Annotated in this window: 18 protein-coding genes; 10 read left to right on the top strand and 8 right to left on the bottom strand. The window is 63.4% G+C overall.

All coding sequences use genetic code 11. The features are described 5' to 3' along the window. Positions 1–73: 73 nt before the first annotated feature. The 5 genes from NKI99_RS01355 to NKI99_RS01335 form a co-directional block, all read right to left on the bottom strand. Positions 74–1,849: a tetratricopeptide repeat protein gene (locus NKI99_RS01355; RefSeq protein WP_352609415.1), complete on the bottom strand. Its 1,776-nt coding sequence runs from the start codon at positions 1,847–1,849 to the stop codon at positions 74–76. A gap of 256 nt (positions 1,850–2,105) precedes the next feature. Beyond that, positions 2,106–2,549: a DUF1284 domain-containing protein gene (locus NKI99_RS01350; protein ID WP_352609413.1), complete on the bottom strand. Its 444-nt coding sequence runs from the start codon at positions 2,547–2,549 to the stop codon at positions 2,106–2,108. Then, complete coding sequence (locus tag NKI99_RS01345) at positions 2,546–3,139, bottom strand: biotin transporter BioY (RefSeq protein ID WP_352609411.1); 594 nt, start codon at positions 3,137–3,139, stop codon at positions 2,546–2,548. Before NKI99_RS01345 ends, NKI99_RS01350 begins: the two co-directional genes overlap by 4 nt. Before the next feature lie 107 nt (positions 3,140–3,246). Beyond that, on the bottom strand, positions 3,247–3,915 hold the full coding sequence (locus tag NKI99_RS01340) for a GntR family transcriptional regulator (RefSeq protein WP_127272279.1): 669 nt from the start codon (positions 3,913–3,915) through the stop codon (positions 3,247–3,249). Positions 3,916–3,990: 75 nt separating this feature from the next. Further along, a complete protein-coding gene (locus tag NKI99_RS01335; protein WP_352609409.1) occupies positions 3,991–4,593 on the bottom strand; it encodes a TetR/AcrR family transcriptional regulator in 603 nt (200 codons plus the stop codon). 100 nt (positions 4,594–4,693) lie between these two features. On the opposite strand from NKI99_RS01335, the gene NKI99_RS01330 reads away from it, so the two are divergent. After that, positions 4,694–6,130, top strand: a complete 1,437-nt coding sequence (locus NKI99_RS01330) for an MFS transporter (RefSeq protein WP_352609408.1) — start codon at positions 4,694–4,696, stop codon at positions 6,128–6,130. A 21-nt stretch (positions 6,131–6,151) separates the two neighbouring features. Here NKI99_RS01330 and NKI99_RS01325 read toward each other — a convergent pair whose 3' ends face one another. Further along, positions 6,152–7,168, bottom strand: a complete 1,017-nt coding sequence (locus NKI99_RS01325; protein ID WP_023808663.1) for a polyprenyl synthetase family protein — start codon at positions 7,166–7,168, stop codon at positions 6,152–6,154. A gap of 221 nt (positions 7,169–7,389) precedes the next feature. Between NKI99_RS01325 and NKI99_RS01320 the strand changes: the two genes are divergently transcribed. From NKI99_RS01320 to NKI99_RS01290, 7 genes are all read left to right on the top strand, one after another. After that, positions 7,390–7,614, top strand: coding sequence for a putative signal transducing protein (locus tag NKI99_RS01320; protein WP_127257011.1), 225 nt, complete (start codon positions 7,390–7,392; stop codon positions 7,612–7,614). Beyond that, on the top strand, positions 7,614–8,414 hold the full coding sequence (locus NKI99_RS01315; RefSeq protein ID WP_352609407.1) for a tRNA1(Val) (adenine(37)-N6)-methyltransferase: 801 nt from the start codon (positions 7,614–7,616) through the stop codon (positions 8,412–8,414). Before NKI99_RS01320 ends, NKI99_RS01315 begins: the two co-directional genes overlap by 1 nt. 79 nt (positions 8,415–8,493) lie before the next feature. Continuing rightward, positions 8,494–9,357, top strand: coding sequence for a S49 family peptidase (locus tag NKI99_RS01310; RefSeq protein ID WP_023808666.1), 864 nt, complete (start codon positions 8,494–8,496; stop codon positions 9,355–9,357). 128 nt (positions 9,358–9,485) lie between these two features. Next, complete coding sequence (locus NKI99_RS01305; protein ID WP_023808667.1) at positions 9,486–9,671, top strand: membrane protein; 186 nt, start codon at positions 9,486–9,488, stop codon at positions 9,669–9,671. Between the two features lie 20 nt (positions 9,672–9,691). Continuing rightward, positions 9,692–10,591 carry a 4-(cytidine 5'-diphospho)-2-C-methyl-D-erythritol kinase gene (locus NKI99_RS01300; RefSeq protein WP_023808668.1) on the top strand — a complete coding sequence of 300 codons (900 nt, stop codon included), beginning with the start codon at positions 9,692–9,694 and terminating at the stop codon, positions 10,589–10,591. Further along, positions 10,578–11,132 (top strand): molybdenum cofactor biosynthesis protein B, encoded by a 555-nt coding sequence (gene moaB / locus NKI99_RS01295; RefSeq protein WP_023808669.1) that lies wholly within the window; start codon positions 10,578–10,580, stop codon positions 11,130–11,132. Before NKI99_RS01300 ends, moaB begins: the two co-directional genes overlap by 14 nt. A gap of 137 nt (positions 11,133–11,269) precedes the next feature. Next, positions 11,270–11,692 (top strand): GFA family protein, encoded by a 423-nt coding sequence (locus NKI99_RS01290; RefSeq protein WP_023808670.1) that lies wholly within the window; start codon positions 11,270–11,272, stop codon positions 11,690–11,692. Between the two features lie 7 nt (positions 11,693–11,699). Here NKI99_RS01290 and NKI99_RS01285 read toward each other — a convergent pair whose 3' ends face one another. Together NKI99_RS01285 and NKI99_RS01280 are read right to left on the bottom strand one after the other, a co-directional pair. Beyond that, a complete protein-coding gene (locus tag NKI99_RS01285; protein WP_023808671.1) occupies positions 11,700–12,674 on the bottom strand; it encodes a hypothetical protein in 975 nt (324 codons plus the stop codon). Between the two features lie 143 nt (positions 12,675–12,817). After that, positions 12,818–13,342, bottom strand: a complete 525-nt coding sequence (locus tag NKI99_RS01280; RefSeq protein ID WP_352609406.1) for a glycosyltransferase — start codon at positions 13,340–13,342, stop codon at positions 12,818–12,820. A gap of 149 nt (positions 13,343–13,491) precedes the next feature. Between NKI99_RS01280 and NKI99_RS01275 the strand changes: the two genes are divergently transcribed. Further along, positions 13,492–14,646 carry a PA0069 family radical SAM protein gene (locus tag NKI99_RS01275; RefSeq protein ID WP_352609466.1) on the top strand — a complete coding sequence of 385 codons (1,155 nt, stop codon included), beginning with the start codon at positions 13,492–13,494 and terminating at the stop codon, positions 14,644–14,646. Positions 14,647–14,797: 151 nt separating this feature from the next. After that, positions 14,798–15,493 (top strand): ribonuclease HII, encoded by a 696-nt coding sequence (gene rnhB, locus NKI99_RS01270; protein ID WP_127290952.1) that lies wholly within the window; start codon positions 14,798–14,800, stop codon positions 15,491–15,493. The last annotated feature ends 6 nt before the right edge of the window (positions 15,494–15,499 follow it).

The following is a 15,499-nucleotide window of genomic DNA, read 5'->3' as shown; positions in this document are numbered from 1 at the left end:
CCGGCCTAATACGGTTCAAACGAAAACGGGACTCCGAAAGAGCCCCGCTTGCGTTGAATTCAAATGGCTGACTTCATCCCTTCGGGGCGGGCACCGGCTCCGGCTTGACCTTCGGGGTCTCCTGCGCCGTGTTGGATTCGATCGGCGGCAGGCCCTTCATCAGCTTCTGCTGCAAGTTGGCCAGCACATCGGGATCCGGCTTCAGGTCGCGAGCCTGGTTCCACTGGAAGGTGGCTTCCAGCTTGCGGCCGACGCGCCAGTAGGCGTCGCCGAGGTGATCGTTGAGAACCGGATCTTCCGGCTTCAGCGACACGGCGCGTTCCATTTCGCGCACCGCGTCATCGAACCTGCCGAGGCGGAAATAGGCCCAACCCAGCGAATCGACGATGTAACCGTCGCTCGGCCTGAGGTCGACGGCCTTTTGAATCATCGCCAGGCCTTCCTTGAGGTTCATGTTCATGTCGACCCAGGAATAGCCGAGATAGTTCAGCACTTGCGGCTGGTCGGGGAACAGTTCCAGCGCCTTGCGGAAGTTCGGCTCGGCCTTGGGCCATTCCTTCAGGCGCTCATAAGCGATGCCGCGCTGGTAGAAGATGTTCCAGTTGGCCGCGGTCGGCGCCTTCAGCACCTCGACGGCCTTATCGTAGAGAGTGGCGGCCGAACGGAAATCGTCCTTCGAGGAATAGACGCCACCGAGCGCCAGATAGGCGCGCATGTCATTGGGATGGGCGTCGACCAAGGCTTTCAGATGGGTGATCGCTTCTTCGTGACGGTCGAGATCGGCAAGATTGAGGCCGAGTTGCAGGTCCGAAAGCTCCTTCAGCGGCGAAGCGGCGGGAATCCGGCGATAGAGCGCGATGGCACCTTCGCCGTCCTTCAATTGCTCGGACACGGCGGCGAGTTGCACAAGGGCAGCGTCGCTATCTGGCTTCAAAGCAAGCGCATATTGCAGATAGAGGCGGACGAAGGGCTCGCCGCCACCACGGTTGAGCGCGGTGGCGAGGTCGAGCAGGATTTCGGAGGCGCCATCGGATGGACCGGCAACCAGCGGCGCAATCTTGTCGCCTTTTGCAATTCGGTCGCGCAAGGCGACGATTTCCAGCTTGCCCGGCGAAAACGCCTCGGCCTGGTCGAGCACCGACAGGGCCTTGGTCTTGTCGCCCTTGCGAGCCAGGAACGAGGCGTAAGCCTGGGCGTTGCGCATCCAGGTTTCGGGAGCGGCACCACCGGCGGCGGTGTCCTGCATGGTCGCGGCATAGATCGCCTCGGCCTTTTCGGGCATGCCGGATGCATCAGCGATCAGGGCACGGTGGAACGACTTGAACAGGCCGAACCAATCCGGCCCCTGCAGCTTGTCGATGGACGCCATCGCATCGGCAGGCTCGCCGGCGCCTTGCTGCGCCCAGCCGGACATCACCCCGGAGATCAGCCGGTCGAGATCGGATTCCAGCGACAGCTTGAGCCAGTACTGCGCCTTGGTGAAATCCTTCTTGTGGAAGGAATCGACGGCGAGCGCCAACCGCGAGAAACGCTCGACGTCAGGCACTTCCTTGAGCTTGTCGGCATAGACCAGGGACTCGTCGAAGCGCCCTTGCGCGATCAGCGACAGCATCAGGCTCTGCTGCAGGCCGGTGTCGCTCGGGTCAAAGGCCAATGCTTGCTTGTAGTAGGCGATGGCGCTGTCGAGGTCGTTATCGCCTTCGGCGATCCGGGCTGCCAGATAGGCGCCCGAAAACGACGTGATCTTGACCGGTTCGCTGGTCTGCTTGGCATAGGCCGGCAAAGCCGAGATCGCCATGCCTGTCACAATTGCCAGCCTTGTCAGCCAGCGCGCACATCCTTGCCGCATCGTATCCCTTTCAGCCAGGCGCCATCTCCGCGTCAGCGGGATCGGCGTAGACTCGATCTTTCCAGGCAAAGCATGGCCTTTTTGGGGTCGCGCTTCAATCCGCCTCGAATTCACAATCCGGGCACCCGATTAACAAACCATGGCGACAGGGGGCAGTTTTCCGATTTGAATTTCGGCCATGGCCCTGCGCAGCGCCGAATATATCACAGCTTCGACCCTTGAGCTCGGCTTCGACCGCTAAGGCTCGGGGCCAATATCAGCCCTCGGCTGGCGACGCGGACCGCTGCACCAGCGCGTCGCTATATCCACCGGCCGCTATCGTGCTGCACAGTTCGTTCCATTCGCAGCCGCCGCAGGCCTTGCGTACAAGGCCAGCCGAAAACGCCTGCCGCATCCGGGCTAAGGTCCCCGTGTCGAGATCGAGGTGGGTGCCGACACGGATTGGCCGCGCCAGCAATTCCTCTACATCCAGCGCGGCGAGCCGGTCCCGCTCGACGACGCTCTCGTTGAAGCAGTGAGGTTCCGGCTCGTCGAGCAGTGGAGCGCAGACATCGTCGGGGCCGGAAACGAGGAGGATGTCCTCGCCCCGGCTCAGGCGCTCCGCGACGCGATCATAATTGGCGATGAAGGCGGGGCTGTATCCCTTGCCCACATAGGTGAGCAGGCAAAGAAGGTGATGGGCGCGCAGCCTGATCGTCACGGATTGGCCGGCTTCGCCTTGCCGCCGGGAAGGGCCATGAGGGTCGCGGCACCCAGCGCTGACTTGAGCAAGCCGCCGACGATGAACGGCAGGAAGCCGAAGGCAACGGCCTGTTCGGCTCCAATCATGATGGCAAGCCATGCTGTGCCAAGCACAAGGCAGGCAAGGTTGCCAAGCAGCATGGCGACGAAGGCAAGCATCACCCTTTTGCCGTTCCAGCCGCGTTCGGCCAGCCAGCCGACCAGCGCGCCGACAAGCGGGAAGGCGAAGAGATAGCCACCCGTCGGCCCGACGAAATACGACGCGCCCCCTACCCCTCCGGACAGAACCGGCAAGCCGATGGCCCCCTCGACCAGCCAGGCGACGATGGTCAGCGCGCCAAGCCGCCAGCCATAGAGGGCGCCGATCAGGGTCACCGCAAAGGTCTGCATGTTTACCGGGACCGGCACCATCGGCACCTCGATATAGGACGCCAGCGCCAGGAACAGCGTGCCAAGCACGACGGCTCCAACCTGCCAGGCAAGAGAACGATCCTGGAGCCGGAGCGGACTGAACGACGGCTTGCCGGGTGAGAATGCGACGTCTGTCATTGGGATTCCTTCGATCGATTGCAAATTATAGATAATTTCTGTTTTCGATCTATTATCGAATCCACACTTCCCTGGGGATTGCAAGCCCTGGCTTTGGCGGAGGCCGTCTAACCCACGATGGCAAAAGCTTCGCGCGTCGTCCCGGAGGCCGTCCTGACCGGCTTGCGGCCAATCCATTGGACGTGCCGCCCCAGTGTGACGGCCGCGGATTCGGTGTTTCCCTGCCGCAAGGCGGAGAGGATCGCGCGATGGTCCTGATCGGTGCGCGTCTCCCACTCCGAGCGCCATGCCGCGAACAGGAAACGTGCGCTTGCCGCATGCAGGTCGTCGATGGTCGCGAGCAGGCGCGGCATGCCGCATGGCGACAGGATCAAGCGGTGGAAGGCGCGGTTGGCCTCTTCCCACGACCTGACATCGCGGGACTTGTCGCCGGCCTTGGTCGCCTCTTCCGCGAGATCGAGAATGGCCGATGTCAGGTGCGGCGCGGCGTGGCGCAGCGCCAGCACTTCGAGTGCCGCCCGCATTTCGGCGACCTCCTTGACCTCGCCCAGATCGAAAGACGCGACACGCACGCCGCGGCGCGGCTCGCCGATGGCCAGTCCCTGCGCCTCTAGACGGCGGAAGGCCTCGCGCACCGGAACATGGCTGGTTTGGAATTCCTCGGCGATATGATCCTGCCGAAGCCTGGCCCCTGGCTCGATCGCACCGGAGATGATGCGGTCCGCCAGAACCTTGCTGATGCGCACCGCGATGGTGTCGTCTGTGCCCTTTGCCATGTTTATAGATAATTTGCGGCAGGGCAGCTTGTCGAGCCAATTGCAGTCGAAATCGCGAGGCGCCAGAAGCAAGACTCAAGCCTGTGAGACGAAACCGTCGAGCGCAGGCATCGCCACGGTGATAAGGTCATGCAGCCGCTTCTTCGGCACCCCGTCGCGCGCCTGCACAGAGAGGCCAAACAACAGTGTGGTGTAGTAGTCGCCAAGCGCTTCCGGATCAGTATTCGGCTTGAGGTCGCCGTCGCGAACACCCTTTTTCAAGCGCTCCACAATCAACGCATTGCGCGCCAGTCGGCGCTCGGCCAGCCAGTGCAGCACGTTATCGTTTTCCGTGGCGCAGTTGGTGGCGGCCGAGACGACCATGCAGCCTTTCGGCAAGTCCGGCCTTGTGTAGATATCGATCGCATCGCGCAGCAACCGCTCGACAAACCGCCTTGCGGTCGGCTCCTCGGCAAGCGCGCTGGTGGCGAAGCTTCCTTCGCTGGTTTCGTAGAGAACAACGGCTTCGCGAAACAGATCCTCCTTCGAGCCAAAGGCGGCATAGATGCGCGCCGAGGCTAGGCCAAGCATGGAGACGAGGTCGGCCATCGAGGTGCCCTCGTAGCCGCGCATCCAGAAGGCATCGCGCGCTTTCTGCAGAGCCTGGGCTCTGTCAAACTCCCTTGGCCGTCCCGCCATTGCAGCCTCCATTTCTTTATCGATCCACAAATAATCCGCTTGACTCCGGATTGCAAATTCAATTCTTTGTCGATCGATAAAGAATCAAAAGGAGATTGGCATGAGTTCATTCGATCAAGGGCTGCCGTTCGGCGCCATGGCGACACAGGGAGAGGTTGGCGCGAAGCTCGGCGCTACGCTGGCATTGCTCGCCTTCGCCCAGCTTATCATCGCTCTCGACATCAACATCGTCTTCGTGGCGCTGCCCGAAATCGGGGCTGGACTGGGCTTTTCCGGCCAGACCTTGCAATGGGTGGTGAGCGCCTACACCGTGTTTACCGGCGGTTTTCTGCTGTTCGGCGGCCGAGCCGCCGACCTTATCGGTCAGCGCCGCATTTTCATCTTCGCTCTCTGGCTCTATGCGCTTTCGTCGCTGGTCGGCGGCCTCGCCTGGTCGCCGGAAATCATCATCGCTGCCCGCGCTGTACAAGGCATCGGCGGCGCTTTCCTGTTCCCGGCGACGCTCTCGCTGATCAACCGCCTGTTTGCCGAAGGACCGGAACGCAACAGGGCGCTGGCGGTGTGGGGCGGTGCCGGCGCGAGCGGCCTCACCCTTGGCTCACTGGCCGGTGGATTCCTGACAGGCGCCTTCGGCTGGTCGTCGGTCTTCTACGTCAATGTGCTGCTGGCAGGCATCGCCATCATCGCCGCTTTTGCCATCATTCCACGCGACCCCAAGCGGCGCGAGCACCGCAACTTCGATCTCCCGGGCGCGCTGACCGTCACCGCAGGCGCCACATTGCTGGTCTTCACGCTGGTCCAGGGACCTGAATATGGCTGGGGTTCGCCAGCGATCATCGCCAGCGCCGCGCTGGCAGCGATCTTCATCATCGCCTTCGCGCTGATTGAGGCGAAGAGCGCTGACCCGCTGATGCCGCTGCGGCTGTTCCGCAATCGCAGCCTCGTCGCCGGCATGACGATCACCTTCCTGTTCATGGGAACGTTCGGGGCCCTGCCCTATTTCCTCACCGTCCTGTTGCAGACCGTGCATGGCTTCACCGCGCTGGAAACCGGCCTCGCCTTCCTGGTGCCGTCGATCGCCATCGCCGCCGGCACGCAGCTCGGTGAACGCCTGGCAACGCGCTTTTCAACCCGCTCGACCCTGGTCGGCGGCATGGTCATAGGGGCGGCCGGCACGGCGCTGATGGTCCTTGGAGCATCAGCCAACAGCTTCTATCTGGCTCTCGTTCCAGGGCTGATCATCTCCGGTGTCGGACAGGGCATCGTCTGGACCGCCATGTGGATCGCGGCCGCGTCGGGCGTGGCTCACGACGAACAGGGCGTCGCCTCGGGGATGGCCTGCACGACGCTCAACATCGGCAACGCGATCGGCATGGCGACGTTGATCGCGATCGCCAACAGCCATGTCGGCGGATTGAGCGGCGATGCACTGAAGGCCGCGATAGCCGACGGCATACAGATCGCCTTCTGGCTGGCGGCGGCGGGCATCGTTGTCAGCCTGCTTGCCGCAATCGCTTTGCCGGGAAAGGCGAAGTAGCCGGCAACCGGGTGACGCCGCTCAGTTCACCCGGCTGATGCAGAAATCGATGACGTCGATCAGCGCCGATTTCTGCGGCGTCGCTTCCAGCGGCGCCAGCGCGTCGCGGGCGATCTCGCCGAAATGGCGGGCGCGTCCGATCGTGTCGGCAATGGCGCCATGGCGAGTCATCAGGCCGATCGCCTTTTCCAGACCGGCGTCATCGGTGACATTGTCCTCGATGGCACGCTTCCAGAAAGTGCGCTCGGCCTTCGTGCCCCGCCGATAGGCGAGAATGACCGGCAAGGTCACCTTGCCTTCGCGGAAATCGTCGCCGACATTCTTGCCGAGATCCTTGCTGGTGCCGCCATAGTCCAGCGCGTCATCGATCAGCTGGAAGGCAAGGCCGAGATTCATGCCGTAGGAGCGCAGCGCCGCACGATCGTTGCGGGTCGCCTGGGCAATGACGGGGCCGACCTCGGCAGCAGCCGAAAACAGTGCGGCGGTCTTGGCCTTGATGACGGCGAAATGCTCGTCCTCGGTGGTTTCGAGGTTCTTGGCGGCGGCAAGCTGCATAACCTCGCCCTCGGCGATGATGGAGGCAGCACTCGACAGGATATCGAGCGCTTCGAGCGAGCCGACATCGACCATCATGCGGAAAGCCTGGCCGAGCAGGAAGTCGCCGACCAGCACGCTTGCCTGGTTGCCCCAGATCATGCGGGCGGTCTTCTTGCCGCGCCGCATGCCGCTCTCGTCGACGACATCGTCGTGGAGAAGCGTCGCCGTGTGCATGAATTCGACGGAGGTGGCGAGCTTGACGTGGCCCTCGCCGGCATAGCCGAACATCTGCGCGGCGGCCAGCGTCAGCATCGGCCGCAGCCGTTTGCCGCCGGACGAGATCAAATGGTTGGCGACCTCCGGGATCATCTCGACGTCGGAGCCGGCCTTGGACAGGATCAATTCATTGACGCGCCCCATATCCGCCACTGTCAGATCGATCAGATCCTTGATGGAGGCGGGCTCCCGCTTCCCGTTTTCGATGTTGAGAACGACACCCACAACAATCACTCCCGTCTTGGTATAGAGCGTGCGACGGCACCCTTAGTCCCTGCATGGACTCTAGGGCGGCGGACATGGCCACGGCAAGTGGCGAATTGGCGCGGCGTCGATGACGGAATGTCAACGACCCGAGAGGGAACGGGGACCCGAGAGGGAACGGGGCTCTGCCTCGGAATCCCCTCCCCGTTTACATCAATAGCGCAAACTGCGAGTTTCATACGATGATAGAACTTGTCCGCACCAACGATGCCGTGATCATCTCCTTTGTTGAATCGCTGATGCGCGACGCCGGCATCGCCTGCTTTGTCGCCGATCAGAATATGAGCATTCTAGAAGGGTCGATCGGCCTTTTGCAGAAACGCGTCATGGTCGATGCCGACCAGGCCGACGCGGCACGGCGCATCCTGACGGATGCCGGCATCGCCAACGAAATCCGCGGAAAATAATGTCCGCCGCGCCCGCCGCCCTTGTCCCGGACACGCCGGCCCATACGGTCGACGCTTTCCATCGCGGCCGATTCTGGCTCGTGCAGCCCAAACATGGCGGTCATCGCGCCGGCATGGATGCGATGATGCTGGCGGCCTCCGTGCCATCGACCTTTAGCGGGCGCCTGGCCGATTTCGGCGCCGGAGCCGGAGCTGCCGGACTGGCGGTGCTGTCACGCTGCCCGGCGGCAGAGGCGGTGCTTGTCGAACGCGCGCCGGAAATGGCGGCCTTCGCGGCGGCGACGCTTGCCCATCCCGGCAATGCCCATCTCAGCGATCGCGCATCCGTGCTGGGCGCCGATGTCACCGTATCGGGCCGGGCGCGGGCAGCCGCCGGCCTCGCCGACAACGACTTCGACTTCGTCATCATGAACCCGCCGTTCAATGCTCCCCGGGACCGCGCCACATCGGATCGCCTGCGAAAGGAAGCCCATGTCATGGAGGACGGGCTGTTCGAGAGCTGGATCAGAAGTGCGGCGGCGGTGGTGAGGCCGCGCGGCGGGTTCGCCGTAATCGCCCGGCCCGAACAGCTCGGAGCCATTCTCGATGCGATCGCCGGCCGCTTCGGCGATGCCGAGATGCTCGCCGTCCACCCTCGTCCCGATGCGGCGGCGATCCGCATCGTCGTGCGGGCAGCGCTCGGGACACGGGGAAAGCTTGCCATCCGCCCGCCCCTGATGCTGCACGCGCAATCAGGCAACGGCCCCGACGAGCGCAGCGAAATGATCACCAACGGCCTCGCCTCGCTGTTCGGAGATTGAGCTATTCTGCCCGGCCACATTGCCGTTGGCCGGGAAATCCCTACATGCCTGCAACCTATCGACCGGAGACCGCGCCCTCGTGAAACGACTCATCAACCGCCTGTTGCCGAAATCCTGGCGCTCCACCGTCGTCACCATTCCGGTCATCCGGCTGCACGGCACCATCATGGCAGGCGGTGGCCAGTTTCGGCCGAGCCTGTCGCTGGCTTCCACCGCCGGCCTCATCGAGAAGGCGTTTTCCTACGACGCGCCGGCGGTCGCCATCTCGATCAATTCGCCGGGCGGCTCGCCGGTGCAGTCTAGGCTGATCTTCAAGCGCATCCGTGACCTGGCCACGGAAAAGAACAAAAAGGTACTGGTCTTCGTCGAGGATGTCGCGGCGTCGGGCGGCTACATGATCGCGGTCGCCGGTGACGAGATCTTTGCCGATCCGTCCTCCATCGTCGGGTCGATCGGCGTCGTCTCGGCTTCGTTTGGCTTCCCGGAACTGATGAAGAAGATCGGCATCGAGCGACGTGTCCACACCGCTGGCCAGAACAAGGCGGTGCTCGATCCGTTCAAGCCCGAGAAAAAGGAAGATGTCGAGCGGCTGAAGGCGCTGCAGCTCGAGGTGCACGCAACCTTCATCGACCTCGTCAAGGAGCGGCGCGGCACGAAACTGAAGGACGATCCGGACCTGTTCACCGGCCTGTTCTGGACCGGCATCAAGGGCCTCGAACTCGGGCTGGTCGATGCGCTCGGCGACATGCGCACTGTGCTCAAGACCCGTTTCGGGGCGAAAACCCAACTCAGGCTGATCACGACACCGCGCGGTTTCCTTAGCCGCTTCGGCCTGTTCGGCTCAAGCAAGGGCTTTTCAGCGCCCGATATCGCAGCCGCTGCCGCCAGCGGCGTGATCGATGCGGCGGAAGAGCGCGCATTGTGGTCTCGCTTCGGGCTTTGAAAACCCGGCAAAACCGTCTAGCATGAGAGCTTGAGTTTCATGCATGTCGTGTTCCCAAAAGCGGGTCGACATGCATCAACCGACCCGACCGGCCGCCTTCGCCGGCCCAGCGTGGGAGGAGTTTTGGCATGCCGCAGATCATTTTCTTCGCCGTCGTTGGCGTTGCCGCCTATTTCGGCTACCGCACCTTCATTAGGGAAGCCGAGCGCGTGACCGCCAAGGTGCGGCGCACAGAAAAGCAAACGGCCAACGGCGCGATCGGCACTTTGGTCAAGGATCCGAAGACCGGCGAATACCGGCTGGCCAAGGACTGAGCATCATCCCGCAGACGATTGTGGACACCGACATCGGGTCGCGTAGCTGGCACGCACACGCCAAAATCAATCTTGCGCTGCATGTCACCGGCAGGCGCCCTGACGGCTATCATCTGATCGAGAGCCTGGCGGTGTTCACACGGTTTGGCGACAGGGTCGAAATCGCGCCCGCCGACGGCGATGAGTTTACCGTATCCGGCCGTTACGCCCCGGCCGTTCCTCTCGACGCCAGCAATCTGGTGCTCAAGGCGCGCGATGCCCTGCGGCAGACAGCCGGGCACGAGAGAACACCGCCGGTCGCTATTCGGCTGGAAAAGAACCTGCCGGTTGCCTCCGGCGTCGGCGGCGGTTCGAGCGACGCGGCGACCGTGCTGCGCGGACTGGTGGAGACATGGGCGCTGGACATCGATGGCAGCGAGCTGGCGCGGATCGGCCTTTCGCTTGGCGCCGATGTGCCGATGTGCCTGGCGGCAAAGCCGCTGGTGGCGCGTGGCATCGGCGATGAACTGTCGATGGTGCCGGATTTTTCGGCGCTTGGCCTGGTGTTGGTCAATCCAGGCACCCCGGTGTCGACGGCGGATGTCTTTGCAGCGCTTTCCCGGCGCGACAATGAGGCCTTGCCGCCGCTGCCGCGCAGCATCGATTTTCACAGCCTGCGCAACTGGCTGGAGATCACCCGCAACGATCTCGAGCCCGCGGCGCTGGAGGTGCAACCCGCAATCGGCAGGGCGCTTTCCTGGCTGAACAAGGCCGGATCGGGGTTCTCGCGGATGTCGGGATCCGGCGCGACATGTTTCGGCCTGTTCGAAACCGGCAATGTCGCCAAGCGCGCCGCCGCCGAAATCCGCGGCCGCCAGCCCGACTGGTTCGTTGCCGCGACGCGCAGCATCGCATCGGAGGGCGCAGATGGCCAGAATTGACGAGAGCCGCTCCTTCATTCCCGTGCGCATCGCGGTGCTGACCGTTTCGGATACGCGCAGCCTCGCCGACGACAAATCCGGCCAGACGCTGGCCGACCGCATCACCGAGGCCGGCCATCTGCTGGCGGCCCGCAATATCGTCACCGACGACCGCGAGAAAATCCGCGACACGGTTCTGGCGTGGTCACAGGACAAGAATATCGATGTCGTCATCACCACCGGCGGCACCGGCTTCACAGGCCGTGACGTGACGCCGGACGCGCTGGAGCCGATCTTCGAAAAGCGCATGGATGGCTTTTCGGAAGTGTTCCACCGGATTTCCTACGACAAGATCGGCACCTCGACGATCCAGAGTCGGGCGACCGGCGGCGTCGTCAACGCCACCTTCGTCTTCGTGCTGCCGGGTTCGCCAGGCGCCTGCAAGGACGCGTGGGACGGCATCCTGAAAGCGCAGCTCGACTACCGGCACATGCCGTGCAACTTCGTCGAGATCATGCCGCGCCTGGACGAGCATTTACGGCGCGGCAAATCGGCTTTGTAAAAGCCAGGCAAAGCGTCGGTTCCACGCCGCTTTTGCAGGCAGAACAGCACCGGTGCCTTCGAAACACCATTCCAAACCGAACCTCGGAAAAGTACCTTGCCTGAAGGCGATCATCGCCATCACGACAAGGCAGAACCATGACCACGCATACCGGCGGATGCCATTGCGGCAACATACGCCTTGCATTTTCCACCGAACTCGACCCATCGCAAATCGAAGTTCGCGCCTGCCAATGCTCGTTCTGTGTCAGACATGGTTCGCGCGCCATTGCCGATCCGGACGGCAGACTGACCATCTCGGTCAAGGATGAGGCGCGATTGCGAAAATATCAGTTCGGGCTGAGGACGGCCGACTATTTGATCTGCCGGGATTGCGGCGTCTATGTCGCCGCAATCGCCGGAGAGGATGACGCAAGGGCGATCGTCATCATCAACGCCCTGGACGACCGAGAGCGGTTCAATCAGGAGCCGGCTCGTGTCGACTTCGATGCCGAAAGCCGGGCACAGCGCCAAGCCAGGCGCCGCGCTCACTGGACGCCTGTCGAGATGAGCTTCGGATAGGCAGCTCTCAGCGGATGACCGGCTCGCCATGAAACCGTCGGCGCGACGGCGGCGATACGCCGAAGCCGACTTCCATCATCAGTCGCGGCGTGCGTGCCGGCACGGTGCCCATATGAAAGCCAAAGGGGTCCTCGACGAAGCCGAGACCGGCCTCGCCGGTCAGCGTCACCGGGCTCTGCTCGCCATAGACATCCAGAACCTGTTGCGCGGGATGGCCGACCAGAAGGGTAAGCTGATGCTTTAGGCTGCGGCGCTTGTGGCTGCCCCTGACATAGACATGCGGACCGGTGTCGGCGTCGACCGGCTTGAGGTAGAAGAAGAATTTCAGCATGCGCCAGTCGTCGAGGTCAAAATGATACTTGCCGAGCGAGGCGAGGTTCTTGTCGGCATCCGAAGCGGCACCTGTGGGAAAACTCCACCAGACCCGCGTCGTGATCAGTTTCGCCTGGCCGCCGAGATAGTGCGCGGCAATATCCAGAAGCAGCGGATCGCGCTGGATGGCAAGCGCCGCCGGGCAGTCGAGGATGCGCTCGAAAAAATGCCCGCTAAGCAGCGAGCGGCCAAGGCGTTTCTCGGCCTCGGCATGTTCCCCCGGCATGAATTCGAGACGGCGGTCGAAATTGCCGAAGCAAGGCGTGCGCCCGGCGAAGTCGGCGATCTCTTCATGGATATCAGGCGGCAGGACCAGGCCTGAGAACAGCCCGTCGGAGCGCAACGCATCGACGACCGCTCCCCGTTCGACACCGGCAAACATCGTATCCCCGGCATTGGCGACCGGGCGGGCGCGCTTTGCGCCGAGCCAATGCATGCGGCGTCCGGGCATGGTGCGCGCCAACACGAACATCGGCAGCCAGGCAGGGTTCTCACGCAGGTCCGTCAGATAGGTTGGAATACGCACGGCGATGCGCCGCAGCAGGCTGCCGTTGCGCGCAATGGCCTCGAGACTGGCCGCGCCGGATGTGTCGGGGGTTGAAAGCTTCATTGGGTCCTCGGCTATGAGAGCACCACCGATGCCGCATCGGTGCTCGCCTCTCGGCATGACCCAAACCCAATTCCCGCTTGAACGGAAGCTAACCCCGCGTCAAACTTTGTGCAATGCACAATGACCTGAGCAACTGCAAAAAATCACGTCGAGGGGCGGCGCTCCTGCTTGGCCGGCGCCATCCAGATTTCGGCGTCGAGCCGCTTCTTCGCGAGGCCGCGGGCGATGGCCTCGGCACTGCCGGCACTCTTGGCCGCGGCCGCCGCCTGACGCTTGCTGATCAGCAAGCCGTCGGCCAAGGCGCGGTTTCCCGAAAAGACCCGGGCCAGGAATGGCGTGCGACTGGCTCGCGTGCGCGAAAACCGTGCCGCCATGGTCTGCCTGGCCGTATGGGCGACAACTTCATCGATCCAGCCCTCCACCAGCCGCGCGCCCGGCTCCAGGAGCAGCAACCAATCCCCCTTGGCCTGGCGGATGCCGGCAGCGACACCGCCCGTCACGTACTGACAGCCGGCATGCTCGGCCACATGATGCGTCTGGTCGGTAGAGCCTGTGTCGCAGACGATGACTTCACGCACCACGCCTTCGACCGCGCCGCCAATCAACGAGGCGAGCGTGCGGGCGAGGCCCTCCTCGTCGTTGCGGGTTTCGATGAGAACACTGAGCATCCTTAGCCGAATAGCGGAAAGCGCCCGACAGCGCCAGTTTTGCATCGCACCATAGAAAGTTCTTGCTTTGTTCTTATCAACGAAATAGGAATAATTTCATGAGCAGAGCGATTCGACACAACATGGACAGTCCCTGGGAGCGGGCGAAAATGGAACAGATCGTGCGCGCCGACATTGCAGCTTTCGGAGCAGGAAGAGCCGAGATGGCCAACGCGATGGTCGAGCAGAGCGGCATGCGTGTCCGCCCGGACCGCAACCGCGGCAGGTCAGCGGGTATCAATCCGTCCGGCCGGTTCGAGCCGATCAGCCGGCACGTGTTCGACGATGGCTGGAATTCGCTGGAGGAACTGCCGCCCTTCAAGACCGAAGTGCAGGTCGAGAAGCCGCGCACAATCATCACCCGCAACGAATCGCCCGACATTTCCTTCGACCGTTCCATCAACCCCTATCGCGGCTGCGAGCATGGCTGCGTCTATTGCTTTGCCCGCCCGACGCACGCGTTCATGGGCCTGTCGCCGGGTCTGGATTTCGAATCGAAGTTGTTCGCCAAGCCTGATGCGGCGCGCTTGCTTGACAAGGAGCTTTCGAAAGACAGCTACCAGCCGCGCACCATCGCCATCGGCACCAACACCGACCCCTACCAGCCGATCGAGAAGCAATACCGGATCATGCGCGAAATTCTCGAAGTGCTGGAAGCGCGCGGCCATCCAGTCGGCATCGTGACAAAGTCCGCTCTGGTGACGCGCGATATCGATATCCTGTCACGCATGGCCGAACGCGGGCTCGCCAAGGTGGCGCTGTCGGTGACGACGCTCGACCGTATGCTGGCGCGCACCATGGAGCCGCGCGCGTCGACACCGACCAAGCGGCTGGAAGCGATCCGGCAGCTTTCGGATGCCGGCATTCCGGCGTCGGTCATGGTGGCTCCTATCATTCCGGGCCTGACCGATCCGGAGATGGAACGCATCCTCGATTCCGCACGTGCGGCCGGCGCGCGCGAAGCGGGCTACGTGATCCTGCGCCTGCCGCTGGAGGTCAGCCCGATCTTCAAGGATTGGCTGCTGCGCCATTATCCCGACCGCTACCGCCATGTGATGTCGCTGGTCCGCTCGATGCGCGACGGCAAGGACTACGATTCGGAATGGGGCAAGCGCATGAAGGGCGCCGGTCCCTACGCCTGGCAGATCGGCCGGCGCTTCGAGATCACAGCCAAGCGGCTCGGCCTCAATGCCGAACGGCGCACGCTGCGGACCGACCAGTTCGTTGCCGCCGGGAAAGACCAGGTGCAGCTGACGCTGCTTTGAGAGACAATTCGTCGCGGTGGTTTGATCCGTCGCGGCACCAGAATCCCGTCCGGCCTGCCCCGGCCTGCAGACGGTGCCCTCCCGGTCCGGCGCCCCACCCGACCCGGAGGGACTTGCGGAGAATCAGAGCCGATGCGAACCTCGCCGCAACATGGCTCGCGCGCGTTCTGATTCTCCGCCTCTCTTTGAGATCATCGAGAAGCCTGACTTCTCCTTCGAGACGAAGGCGATGGCGGAGGGCCTGTGGCCGGTCGCCGGGATGGACGAGGCCGGCCGTGGCCCCCTGGCCGGGCCGGTGGTCGCCGCGGCCGTGGTGCTTGATCCCGCCAACATTCCGGACGGCCTCGACGATTCCAAACGCCTCAGCCATTTGCAGCGTGAGGCCTTGTTCCTGCGAATTCTTGGCTCCGCGCAGGCGGTCTCGATGGCCTCAATCAGTGCCGAGGGCATCGACGGCAGCAACATCCTCAAGGCAAGCCTGGAAGCCATGCGGCGCGCCCTTGTCGGACTGTCGGTCCGACCGAAACTAGCCCTCGCTGATGGACGCGACGTGCCGCCGGGGCTGCCTTGTGAAGGGCGCGCGCTGATCAAGGGCGACCAGCGTTCGCAATCGATCGCTGCCGCCTCGATCGTCGCCAAGGTGATGCGTGACCGCATGATGTGCGGCTGCGGCAATCATCACGACCGCTACGGGTTCGAAGTCCACATGGGCTACGCCACGGTTCGCCATCGCACCGCGATCGAAGCGCATGGCCCGGTGGCGCGGCTGCATCGCGTGTCGTTTTCGCCGTTCAGGCTGGGTGGCGCTGAAGTGGTCGAAGAAGAGAGCTTTGCTGGGCTGGATTGAGCAACG

The organism is Mesorhizobium sp. M0239, from assembly GCF_040321815.1.
GTDB lineage: Bacteria > Pseudomonadota > Alphaproteobacteria > Rhizobiales > Rhizobiaceae > Mesorhizobium.
This window is presented reverse-complemented; position numbering and strand designations above follow the sequence as displayed.